This window comes from Pseudomonas sp. MF06569, assembly GCF_059862735.1.
Genome location: NZ_JCBCUZ010000050.1, coordinates 1 through 9,881, shown reverse-complemented (window position 1 = coordinate 9,881; position 9,881 = coordinate 1). Strand labels below are relative to the sequence as shown.

The window sequence follows — 9,881 nt, the reverse complement described above, 5'->3', positions numbered from 1 at the left end:
ATGTAGGCATTCTGTTGCGGCTTGCCCGGCTGGATAAAGCTCAGACGGATGCCACGCTTTTCAGCCCACGCAGCCAGCTTGCCGCTGATATATTCAGGGCCGTTGTCACAGCGAATGGTGGTCGGCTTGCCCCGCCACTCAATGATTTGATCCAGTGACCTGATGACCCGCTCTGCTGGCAGCGACAGATCCACTTCGATACCCAGTCCTTCGCGGTTGAAGTCATCCAGCACATTGAACAGGCGGTAACTGCGCCCATCACCAAGCTGATCATGCATGAAGTCCATTGACCAACACTCATTGACCGTGGCGGGCACAGCCAGAGGCTCAGGCTTCTCACGCATCAACCGTTTCCTGGGCTTGATCCGTAGATTCAACTCCAGCTCTCGGTAAATGCGGTAGACGCGTTTGTGGTTCCAGCCAAAGCGCTTCACATTACGCAAATACAGGAAGCACAGACCAAAGCCCCAGTTGCGCTGATTCTCGGTCAGACGCAGCAGCCAGTCGGCGATCAAGGCATTCTCGCCGCTCAGCCTGGCCTGGTATCTGTAGCAGGTCTCACTGATTCCGAACAGACAACACGCCAGCCGGATACTGACCGCTTTGTCTGCGACTGCCTTTTGCGCCATCTCACGGCGGCGAGACGGCTTCACCACTTTTTTTCAATGGCTTCCTTGAGTATCTCGGCCTTGAGCCGCTCCTCGGCATACATCTTCTTCAGGCGCCGGTTCTCGTCCTCAAGCTCCTTGAGTCGGGCCATCATGGATGCATCCATGCCACCAAACTTGGATCGCCACTTGTAAAAGGTCGCACTGCTGATGCCGTGCTCACGGCACAGCTCAGGCACCGGAACCCCGTTCTCGGCCTGCTTCAGGACGGCCAGTATCTGGCTGTCGGTAAAACGTGATTTTCTCATGCAGAATCTCCCTGCGTGCAGCTTACGGAAAATTCTACTTATGAGCACCGTGGTTTTTAGGGGGGGATTACCATCAGAACTGTCATTAGAGGATGAGTTTATGCTGAGACAGCGCAATAAAATAGAGACAATCTTTAGCTTATTGAAGCCGCAATACAACCTACTAAGCAGTCGTCATCGTTCCATTTCAGGTTATTTCGCTGGGATTTATGCATCCTTATGTGCTTATCAAATCTGCCATCAGAATAAGCCTCAATTTACAACGATGTGAAACTAGGCTTATCCATGATTCGGGTTAATTAACTATCTTTGATGATAGATAGATAAAATGAATCTTTTAACTTATTTTGGTTTAGGGAAAAATAATAGCCGCGTATATTTAATGCTATAAAAAATATCTCTCAAAAGGACACACATATATATAACTAATAAAAATACAAAAAAATCGACTAAAATATTGTCTATATTGAAATAATTTAAAATCTTATTAAAAAACAAATTTCCAATAATGCTATGAAAAGCAAGTATAAAAAAGCTACATTCACCACATTTTTGTAAAAAACTTTGAATTATATTATATTTAACCATATGGTTTGAAATTGATATAACCATAATGGCTCCACAAAGTGAATATATTAAAGCAAATATAAATGGATCATAAACATTACTTAACATTCTTATTTTTATATTAAACAAATCCTTTGTTATAATGATTGTTGAAAACAATATAACTAACATTAGTGTTGATTTGTAATCAATTATATATCTAAAAAAATTAGATTTCTTTATTATATAGCCAATTGAAAGATAAATCAAAAAATATATAATGGTAGATAAATTAAATATAGAGTATCTGACATCAAACTCATTCAAAGAAGCTAGAACTATTAATAATGATATGATAATAAAGAATGCTGTTTTTATCTTATAGGTTTCAAAAACATAAAAGATAAACCTAAATAAAACCAATGACAGAAATAAGCTAAATACAAACCACAATGGTGTAAATAGGCCTAAAATTTTCATTGGATTATGAAAAGAAATTAAACCTAATATATAAGGTATTAATAAAATTAAGAAAAAAATAACTAAAACTGAAGTGACAGGTTTAATAAGTGAATCAAATTTTGAAAATGTAAAATTATTTAATCTTTTTTTAGTATTAAAAAGATAACCGGATATTATAATAAACATAGGCATTTTAAATAAAATCAAATAATCGTAATTAAAAGATTCAATGAAACTATATTTTTTAACAAATTGTAGATGAGTTATTGTCATTAATATAATGCTAATACCCTTTGCTATATCTATAAAACCTTCTCTATAATTAATCACAAGATGCTCCCCCGAAAATATGGAAGCCATTCTACATTTCAATACATGAAAAGTAATCTTAAGATTTCCTAAAATTAACATAATACCCGTTATTCGCAGTGCCCTCAGCCATACCCCGCGCGCACATCGGCAAGGTACGCCAGCGCATCGGCCTTGCGCTCAGCCTAGCCGTTGGCGTGCTTCAGCAGCGTCTTACCGAAGCCAGCGTCAGCGTTGACCAGGGCGCGCAGCAGGCTATTGCACATGGTGGGGTTCCTTCGATAATTACTCATTGCGCGGCGGCTTACTCGGCGGCGGCCTTTTCCCCTGCATGGCGAGGTAACGATTTCCAGCCGCCAAGTTAGTGGTTTTTTAGCGACACCACGAATGCATCTTATGACGAGCCAGCTGCGCAGTTTTTACGAACAGACGGAGCTACTAGTTCACTTGCCGCAGCTCCCTTAAAAACCTGGGTTGTGCCATCCATAAAAACGGCCCTTGCTGACTGAATTTCTACGCAACGAATGCTTTCGTTGTACCAAACATTTTGAAAGCCTACTGGACCGCCAGCAAAGGTTACTGAGAAATCATCTGTGCTAACTCCAGGCTGGTATGGGCCAGTGTACTGGACAACTTCCAGCGTTCTCCCACCGATAGAAGATGCAACTACATCGCCTACAGCGTTGAATGGGACAAGGCCAAACTCCATGTACTTAAGCGCCCGCCCTGACGTATTTGTGAAATCCATAGATACACCAACCCCTCCCGCATAATTAGCTGCTCCTGGATAAAGAACCGTGACGGCAACCGGTTTTCCTTCAGCCTCCGACTCTTTGACAAATCCACTAGTCCCCACGCAACCAGCTGTTAATGAAATTACGAGTAACACTGCTAGTTTTTTCATAAGGTCCATCTCATTAAGGAAATTTTTACCATTTGGTCCCAGATCATACCGCTCTCAGTACCAGCAACGTCGCAGTGATGCGAAGGGGTGGCATGGAATGAGGATGACAATTTGGTGCACAAGTGATCGACCCGAGGGGGCAGGGCCGCCGCGCGATTCCCTAATGCTCAAAAAAGATTAGCTGCAGGTTGCGATATTCAACTGGTAGTGGAATAATCCGTATACCAAGTCTCTACTGTCTACGATGTGGACAAAGTCTTTAGGAGCGTTTAAAATGGCCTCGCCTGTCTTGTCTTTCCGTGTGGAATCAGAGCTAATCAACCAGCTCGATCAGCTCGCTGAAGCTACTGCTCGGGATCGTCAGTACCATCTCAAGCGTGCTTTGGCACGTTATGTAGAGTCAGAGTCCTGGCATTTTCGAGCGGTGGCTGAAGGCATTGCGGATGCAGAGGCAGGCAATCTAGTCGACTTGGATGCCGTGAAGGCTAAGTGGGTGGCCCGTGCCGAAAATCGCATTAACCAGCAAGGCGGAAAGTGACCTTGACGGTATTTACGAGCATTACAATCCGCGTCTAGGTCCCGAAAAAGCCGAAGACGTCATTTTTCGGGTGTTAGAAGCCCTATCGCGATTGGAGACCTTTCCTCAGCTTGGCAAGGCTTCAGATATTCCTGATTGCCGGGAACTGATCATTTCGAAATACCCCTATCGAGCGGTTTACACGCTGAAGGGGGACACTATCCTGATATACCGAATTCTCCATCAGCACTCTGAGCGCTCAGAAGATTGGTAAAGCTGCCCTACACTCCAGCCTCACCCTAATGTCTCTCCCCAAAAGCCCGCTTTGCGGGCTTTTTTGTTTCGGGAATTTAGCGAACACCCTATGAAAATTACTCCACTGAGATCTTGATTTGGGGGATAGCTTCCATAGTCGGCCTACGAAGCTCTGAATCGCTCTCCTGAAGGCAACGAAACTGAAGTTCGGCATTTGCATATCGACCATATCCAGAATCACGAGCTGATTCATTAATCGGCAATAACTGCTTACCCTTACTTTTACAATAGGCGCTCGCTTCTCTGTAAAGTTCTGCTTTTACCGTCCCGCCTCCGAAGGTAGTGAAGCTTCCATCTTTCGCAATCATGTAGGTATCTAGGCCCATCGGTACAATCTCTGGGCTGGAGCATCCTGTAATAAGGATCACAATTACTGCGCTAGCTATAAACCGCATACATCTGCTCCTTGCACTGTGGGTGGGCCACTATAGCGCCATGATAGTCTCCCAGGAAAATCACCAGGTGCCTTTCGGTATCCCATGCAGTAGCCGCTAAAATTTAGCGCCTTCTCGACTACCAGCCCGCGCACGCAAAGCCATAATCACCTGAGCCGAAAGCTCTGCAATATCCTTGTTATGAAAAATCAGGCGCGTTCGATGCGGCTTGGTTTCCTCGTCCCAATGCTGCAGATCCTCCATTCGAAACTGATGCTTGCCCTGGTAGGTCGCCGCGAGGTCAGCCGCCAAACCACGGGCAGACTCTCCAGGCGTGGCGATCACCCACCCGATGATGTCGGCCATCTGTTCAGCTGGTGATCGTGGTGTCACGCCCTGGGCGGCGTTGCAGGCAAATTCGTTGTAGAGCTGAGCACCCAGCTCGGGATCGTCCGCAGGATTTCCCGGACATAGCCGCGGCTCCCAGGGAAGCACGTAGGTCGATTGACCAAGAACGTCTTGCCGGACGTAGTCCGACGGTTTGGCTAAACGCTGCATGAGTTTTGCTCCCAGGCGAAAATCGCATGGTAGCGCAGCAGGCTTTGGGCAGCTAAAAGCTGCTTCCAGAGCGGCCTTAGCCGCTCTGATAAACCGCCGGCGAAGACGGCGAAAACAGCTGGACAGACGCCACCCGAGCCCACGAGGGGGGTGAGGAAAAATGGCCCCCAGGCCAAATTTTTCCGTTCTGCCCTGGTGCAGCCCGTCCAGGGCGAAACCAGGGTGCGCAGCATCCGGCCGCACCGCTTGCGTGCGCGTCAGGTGAAACCGGACCAACCTGGATTCGCGATGGAGCAGTCGAGAAAGGAACGAAGGACCGCAACGAGACGTCGCGCAATGGCAGAATGCAGGTTGGTCCGGCTTTGCCGGGCGCGCACGCGGGTGAATTTTCGAGACAAGCCCGTTCAGGGCGCAGGTGAGGAAAGAGGGTGGAGGCTCGCGCAGCGAGTCGGAACCCTGAAAGCCTGACGGGGCGCTCCCCCGGAAGGTTTGGGCGTCCCGCAGGGCGGCCACGACAGACCGTAGGGATGGCGCGCTGTTGCTCTGCTTTTGTCTTGGATTATCTATGTGGCGTTCTATTGGTCGTTCTATTGCGTTGGCTATTGCTTCAGCAATAGAACGCCAATAGGAGAGGTATAAAGGTGAAAAGGTACAAAAGGGCAAAAAGCCAAGAGCATTCGCGCTACGCGCTCACCAGCTCGACCCCCTAAAGGGGGACCCCCACTCGCTGGGAAAGATCCAAAGCGGGTAATAACCCTGAGAGACAAGAGCACGAGCAATGATGGCTGACGCCAGTCTAAGGCCGCCCACTGGCGGCAATAATGATGGCTGCGCGACGCACTTGATGGCTCCCACTGGCGTGGGAGCCCCTACGATCGGCTTTTAAAAAAAGCGTCTCGCATGACTCCACGCAGTGAGGATTTTGTTCCAGGTGCGACCACCCGGCTCCCACTCCCAACAGGCGTTCCAGACTTTCGGGGATTGTTTACCACTGCGCCCCCTGCCCTCTTCGGCGTCTGGCGGTTGGTGGGTTTTAGGACAGTGACAGCGCCCGTGGTTGGGTTTTTACGCTGCCCTGCCATTGCCTTCTCGCCCTTGCGGGTCGCACCTAACCGGCTATACCGGCTGCCGTGAAGAGATCCCCTTGATCGGCAGCTATTACTTCCCGGGCCCAAAGCATCTTGATTCCAAGCGTCGGGAAGAGGTGTCGGGGGAGGCTGGAAGCTGGACAGACGGGAGTTTTCCCGACAGAATTGGCTTACCAGGTCTCGTTCCCCGCACCGAAAAGCAGAGATTCCCCGAGACCTTGGCCAGAGCGATTGCAGTCGCCGCTGGCCCGAATGAAACCCTGCCTTGGCAGGGTTTTTTCGTTTTAATGCTATGTATCTATTACCCAAAGATATTGCGTTTGCTCGCCCAGCGCAAACCCTGTGTCTTTCACAAGCTGCCGTGTGGGTCTGGCAGCTGTGCTGCCTACCAGCACGGTAGCCAACAAGGTCCACCGGACCGCGTTAGGGAATGGTCGGTTAAGTCTCATAAATAGCAGTAGACTGTAGGGCACCCTACAGACAGAACCCGACACTGCCCTACATGGCAAAATTAACCATCGGCCGCATGGCAAAACTCTACGGTTTACACCGTTCAACATTGCATGAGGCCGTGTCTAAAGGCCGCGTAACTGCTGGCCTAGACGGTAAAGGGCAAAAGGTTATCGACCTATCAGAAATGATCCGCGTTTATGGCGAACCACAGGGGATCACCCTACACCGCCCTACACTTGACCCGACACCCTCGCCCTACACTTCCCCTACACCTGAAATGGACGCCTTACACCCAGCCCTACACTCGTTGGTTGAAGAGGTTCGATTGCTGCGTGCAGAGATACAAGAGCTGCAACAATCACTTCGGCTGATCGAGCATAAACCCGAGCCTAAACCTGCATTGCCTCACAACGCGAAGCCAGGGGAAGCCCCTACTTGGGCAAATTTGCTCGACGCTCTCGATAACTAAAAGCCGTGGCCAGTTTCGCGGGCGCGAAACTTCATAGTTCCACCGCAAAGCCTCGCACACCAAGCCTTTCGGCAAAGCGACCCACCGCCGTCAGGCTGGCCCAGGTACGAATCACCTCCCGCCTCGACCGTACTGGAATCAGCCGCGAGTGCGGCCCGCCGAGGCGTACCGAAAACGTCCACTTGGTACGGGTGGTATCACGGCCGGCGACAAACTCCCGGACTGCGTTCTGTTGCACCAGGTGCTGCAGCGCGTCTTCGTGAATCCCGTCACCGATCACAGCAGCAGCGCCGTGACGCGCGCCTGAGCGGCGTCATCCATGATCAGGTACAGGCTTTCCAGTTCGGCGGGCTTAAGCACCTTGAGCACTTCCAGCGCTTCGACAAACCCTTGCGCCCGTTCGCTGGCCAGATGCACCTGCAGGGTGTCAGCGCTTTGTTCGATCGTGCGCAGGTGCAAGCGCAGGGTGGCCAGCACTTCAGGCGACGTACTGATCGCGGCTAAGGGGTCGCTGCCGTTACCGTAACGGCCGCTCATTCGGGCACCACGCCGTGCGGGCCGCCTAGCGCAGCCGCGTCATACACAAAAAAGGCCACATGTTTAACGGGTAACGCTCCCGCGCTGGCCACAGCGCTTAACCAGTCCCATAGCCGTGTCACACAGCGGATATGTTGTTGAGCCACTTCCTGCATTAGATACAGCAACTGGGCCTCAAGGGTGTCGGACGCAATGCTCAACAGCTCAGGCTTTAGGTCCAAGGCGATGCGCTCGGCCAGTTCGGCAGTCTCGGGGGATAGTGAGCGCAGGTCGCGCAAGCGGCGCTCATAAGATGGCGTGACGGGTAGCGGCATAGCGGGGATGTCCTTATCCGAGTCAGTGGCCCACCGTGCGTAAAACCATTGGCGGGGGGTGTGGTAGACCAGTGTAGGTGGGTATGGTTTCCGTGCCCACCAAAAAAGGCCCCCACGCTCGGCTTGAGTATGGGGGCCTTTTGAACATAAGCGGCGATGACCGGAATGAGTAGGCGTGACCTCTCATTCTATCGGTACTGCTTGCTATGTATCTCATTTGAGATACATTGTGTGTTATTCACCCAGGAGGTCGTTATGGCTACCCAAACATCCATGCTGCATGTCCGTATCGATGATGACATCAAGGCTCAGGCCAACGCTGCATTAGGCCACATGGGCATGAGTATGTCCGAAGCCGTGCGGATCTTTTTGCACCGCATTGCGGTTGATCAGGCTTTCCCGCTCGAACTAAAAGTTCCCAATGCGAAGACCCGCTTGGCTATGGCCGAAGCGGAAGAGATCGTGCGGACTAACAGTGCGCGCTTTGAATCAATTGACGAGCTGTTCGATGACCTCAAGAAAAACAGCGGCGAGTAAACGTGCGGCGTTACCTCGCGTGTCTGACTACGCGAAGACCTTCCTAAAAGATTGGGAGCGACTTTCCCGCTCCGGTCGTTTTGATCTTAACCGGCTCAAGGAAGTCATGATGCTGCTGGTCTCCAATGACGGAGCTTTAGCGCCTGAATGGTTAGACCATCCGTTAAAAGGCAACTGGGTTGGCTTTCGGGAGTGCCATGTTGGTGGAGATTTCCTGCTGATTTACCGCCTAGCTGCTGAAAGCAAACAAGAGCAAATCGTCTTCGTTCGAGCAGGAACCCACGCTGACCTTTTCGAGGAGTAGTAAAGGCACTGGGGGCTTCACATAAGCCCCGTTAGCTATTGAGGTAAAGCACGGTATAGCGTGGCGCGATGAACACCCAGAAGACGTGCAACCTCGGCCACTGACTGACCCTCATCGATCAACCGTCGCGCATGGGCTATCTGCTCAGGAGTCAGAACAGGCTTTGGCCCAAATCGAACGCCTTTGGCTTTCGCGGCAGCTCGGCCAGCACTGGTACGCTCGCCAATGAGGGAGCGCTCGAAGTCAGCAATCCCGGCGAAGATCGTTAAAAACATGCGCCCAGCTGGTGAGGTGGTGTCGGCCCATGGCTCAGCAAGTGAACGCAGACCTGCCCCTATGGTTTTGAGTCGCTCCGCAATGTGAAGCAGGTCGGTCGTTGACCTGGCCAAGCGATCTAATCGCGTCACAGTCAGCACATCTCCTGGTCGCAAATGATCGAGCAACCGACTCAGTTCGGGACGGTCTTGCTTAGCCCCGCTGACCTTCTCTTCGAAAATACGCTGACACCCGTTTTGTCCTAGCGCAATCCGTTGCTGCTCCAGATCCTGACCTTGCGTCGAAACCCGAGCGTATCCGATCTGCTGACCTTCGTTTTCCATGAAGCACCTGTCGCATAACTTGTCGCAGGTAAATTACCATTCGCGACAGATTTACGCGACAACTCCGAACCAACGAATTCGGCAGATCAGGGCTTGTCGCATAACTTAGGACTTGTGCGACAGAATAAGGTGTTACCAGGTGGCGGCTACGACTTGCTCGCGATTCCGGCAGAGACGCCTCAACGCTGGATAAACCTGCAGAGCATCTGATTTACATAAGCGTAAAACGAAGCAGGGGACATTATAGCCAAGCCCCGGCTTCGCCGGGGCTTGGCTGGACTTTATACGCCTGGGCAGCTTGTGCCAGAGTATTTTGCGGCCTTGTCATGCGAACAAGTCCAAGGTAATCCCCCCATTTTCAGCGGGGCTCAGAAGTAGAGTCAGGCCGCCATGGCCAACTTCTGTCTTGGCGTGATACCACCCAAGGCCATGTTTGGCCGTTCATTATTGTACGTCCAGAGCCAGCGTGTAGCGAAGTCCTGAACCTGCTCAATCGAATCAAACAGATAATGCGATAGCCAGTCATAACGCACTGTACGGTTGTAGCGTTCGATGTAGGCATTCTGTTGCGGCTTGCCCGGCTGGATAAAGCTCAGACGGATGCCACGCTTTTCAGCCCACGCAGCCAGCTTGCCGCTGATATATTCAGGGCCGTTGTCACAGCGAATGGTGGTCGGCT

At 51.0% G+C, this 9,881-nt stretch carries 14 protein-coding genes and 2 pseudogenes; 6 read left to right on the top strand and 10 right to left on the bottom strand.

What is annotated here, in order from left to right:
• Nucleotides 1-916 (bottom strand): annotated as a pseudogene (locus AC19YQ_RS24405) (IS3 family transposase); the annotation flags it as partial.
• A gap of 76 nt (nt 917-992) precedes the next feature.
• Here AC19YQ_RS24405 and AC19YQ_RS24400 point away from each other — a divergent pair.
• Nucleotides 993-1,187 (top strand): annotated as a pseudogene (locus tag AC19YQ_RS24400) (IS982 family transposase); the annotation flags it as partial.
• A gap of 71 nt (nt 1,188-1,258) precedes the next feature.
• On the opposite strand, the gene AC19YQ_RS24395 reads toward AC19YQ_RS24400, so the two are convergent.
• Together AC19YQ_RS24395 and AC19YQ_RS24390 are read right to left on the bottom strand one after the other, a co-directional pair.
• Nucleotides 1,259-2,284: an acyltransferase family protein gene (locus AC19YQ_RS24395; protein ID WP_500596128.1), complete on the bottom strand. Its 1,026-nt coding sequence runs from the start codon at nt 2,282-2,284 to the stop codon at nt 1,259-1,261.
• A gap of 343 nt (nt 2,285-2,627) precedes the next feature.
• The gene (locus AC19YQ_RS24390) at nt 2,628-3,137 is read right to left on the bottom strand and encodes a hypothetical protein (protein WP_500596127.1); all 510 of its coding nucleotides are present in this window, start codon (nt 3,135-3,137) and stop codon (nt 2,628-2,630) included.
• Nucleotides 3,138-3,411: 274 nt separating this feature from the next.
• On the opposite strand from AC19YQ_RS24390, the gene AC19YQ_RS24385 reads away from it, so the two are divergent.
• Together AC19YQ_RS24385 and AC19YQ_RS24380 are read left to right on the top strand one after the other, a co-directional pair.
• On the top strand, nt 3,412-3,675 hold the full coding sequence (locus AC19YQ_RS24385; protein ID WP_500596126.1) for a CopG family ribbon-helix-helix protein: 264 nt from the start codon (nt 3,412-3,414) through the stop codon (nt 3,673-3,675).
• The gene (locus AC19YQ_RS24380) at nt 3,638-3,928 is read left to right on the top strand and encodes a type II toxin-antitoxin system RelE/ParE family toxin (protein ID WP_500596125.1); all 291 of its coding nucleotides are present in this window, start codon (nt 3,638-3,640) and stop codon (nt 3,926-3,928) included. Before AC19YQ_RS24385 ends, AC19YQ_RS24380 begins: the two co-directional genes overlap by 38 nt.
• Before the next feature lie 97 nt (nt 3,929-4,025).
• Here AC19YQ_RS24380 and AC19YQ_RS24375 read toward each other — a convergent pair whose 3' ends face one another.
• Nucleotides 4,026-4,364 carry a hypothetical protein gene (locus AC19YQ_RS24375; RefSeq protein WP_500596124.1) on the bottom strand — a complete coding sequence of 113 codons (339 nt, stop codon included), beginning with the start codon at nt 4,362-4,364 and terminating at the stop codon, nt 4,026-4,028.
• 96 nt (nt 4,365-4,460) lie between these two features.
• Nucleotides 4,461-4,901 (bottom strand): hypothetical protein, encoded by a 441-nt coding sequence (locus AC19YQ_RS24370; protein ID WP_500596123.1) that lies wholly within the window; start codon nt 4,899-4,901, stop codon nt 4,461-4,463.
• A gap of 1,590 nt (nt 4,902-6,491) precedes the next feature.
• On the opposite strand from AC19YQ_RS24370, the gene AC19YQ_RS24365 reads away from it, so the two are divergent.
• Entirely contained in the window at nt 6,492-6,911 is a 420-nt protein-coding gene (locus AC19YQ_RS24365) for a hypothetical protein (protein ID WP_073510845.1), read from the top strand.
• 31 nt (nt 6,912-6,942) lie between these two features.
• On the opposite strand, the gene AC19YQ_RS24360 is transcribed toward AC19YQ_RS24365, so the two are convergent.
• Genes AC19YQ_RS24360 through AC19YQ_RS24350 form a run of 3 tightly spaced genes read right to left on the bottom strand, consistent with a single transcriptional unit; the run spans nt 6,943 to nt 7,762 of the window.
• Nucleotides 6,943-7,191 (bottom strand): hypothetical protein, encoded by a 249-nt coding sequence (locus AC19YQ_RS24360; protein WP_094995328.1) that lies wholly within the window; start codon nt 7,189-7,191, stop codon nt 6,943-6,945.
• Nucleotides 7,188-7,448 carry a hypothetical protein gene (locus AC19YQ_RS24355; protein ID WP_106118788.1) on the bottom strand — a complete coding sequence of 87 codons (261 nt, stop codon included), beginning with the start codon at nt 7,446-7,448 and terminating at the stop codon, nt 7,188-7,190. The genes AC19YQ_RS24360 and AC19YQ_RS24355 overlap by 4 nt, the downstream gene beginning before the upstream one ends.
• Nucleotides 7,445-7,762 (bottom strand): hypothetical protein, encoded by a 318-nt coding sequence (locus AC19YQ_RS24350; protein WP_500596122.1) that lies wholly within the window; start codon nt 7,760-7,762, stop codon nt 7,445-7,447. Before AC19YQ_RS24350 ends, AC19YQ_RS24355 begins: the two co-directional genes overlap by 4 nt.
• Nucleotides 7,763-8,017: 255 nt before the next feature.
• Between AC19YQ_RS24350 and AC19YQ_RS24345 the strand changes: the two genes are divergently transcribed.
• Complete coding sequence (locus tag AC19YQ_RS24345; RefSeq protein ID WP_095021495.1) at nt 8,018-8,299, top strand: type II toxin-antitoxin system RelB/DinJ family antitoxin; 282 nt, start codon at nt 8,018-8,020, stop codon at nt 8,297-8,299.
• A complete protein-coding gene (locus tag AC19YQ_RS24340; protein ID WP_095021494.1) occupies nt 8,271-8,603 on the top strand; it encodes a type II toxin-antitoxin system YafQ family toxin in 333 nt (110 codons plus the stop codon). The genes AC19YQ_RS24345 and AC19YQ_RS24340 overlap by 29 nt, the downstream gene beginning before the upstream one ends.
• A gap of 35 nt (nt 8,604-8,638) precedes the next feature.
• On the opposite strand, the gene AC19YQ_RS24335 is transcribed toward AC19YQ_RS24340, so the two are convergent.
• Nucleotides 8,639-9,202 (bottom strand): recombinase family protein, encoded by a 564-nt coding sequence (locus AC19YQ_RS24335; RefSeq protein ID WP_500596121.1) that lies wholly within the window; start codon nt 9,200-9,202, stop codon nt 8,639-8,641.
• Between the two features lie 380 nt (nt 9,203-9,582).
• A partial coding sequence (locus tag AC19YQ_RS24330) for a transposase (protein WP_500596120.1) occupies nt 9,583-9,881 on the bottom strand: 299 nt, incomplete at its 5' end.

Excerpts from the sequence above, each read along its gene's own strand:
- AC19YQ_RS24395 (WP_500596128.1), bottom strand. The coding sequence starts at position 2,284 with ATGGCTTCCATATTTTCGGGGGAGCATCTTGTGATTAATTATAGAGAA.
- AC19YQ_RS24390 (WP_500596127.1), bottom strand. The coding sequence starts at position 3,137 with ATGAAAAAACTAGCAGTGTTACTCGTAATTTCATTAACAGCTGGTTGC.
- AC19YQ_RS24385 (WP_500596126.1), top strand. The coding sequence starts at position 3,412 with ATGGCCTCGCCTGTCTTGTCTTTCCGTGTGGAATCAGAGCTAATCAAC.
- AC19YQ_RS24375 (WP_500596124.1), bottom strand. The coding sequence starts at position 4,364 with ATGCGGTTTATAGCTAGCGCAGTAATTGTGATCCTTATTACAGGATGC.
- AC19YQ_RS24370 (WP_500596123.1), bottom strand. The coding sequence starts at position 4,901 with ATGCAGCGTTTAGCCAAACCGTCGGACTACGTCCGGCAAGACGTTCTT.
- AC19YQ_RS24365 (WP_073510845.1), top strand. The coding sequence starts at position 6,492 with ATGGCAAAATTAACCATCGGCCGCATGGCAAAACTCTACGGTTTACAC.
- AC19YQ_RS24355 (WP_106118788.1), bottom strand. The coding sequence starts at position 7,448 with ATGAGCGGCCGTTACGGTAACGGCAGCGACCCCTTAGCCGCGATCAGT.
- AC19YQ_RS24350 (WP_500596122.1), bottom strand. The coding sequence starts at position 7,762 with ATGCCGCTACCCGTCACGCCATCTTATGAGCGCCGCTTGCGCGACCTG.
- AC19YQ_RS24345 (WP_095021495.1), top strand. The coding sequence starts at position 8,018 with ATGGCTACCCAAACATCCATGCTGCATGTCCGTATCGATGATGACATC.
- AC19YQ_RS24340 (WP_095021494.1), top strand. The coding sequence starts at position 8,271 with ATGACCTCAAGAAAAACAGCGGCGAGTAAACGTGCGGCGTTACCTCGC.
- AC19YQ_RS24335 (WP_500596121.1), bottom strand. The coding sequence starts at position 9,202 with ATGGAAAACGAAGGTCAGCAGATCGGATACGCTCGGGTTTCGACGCAA.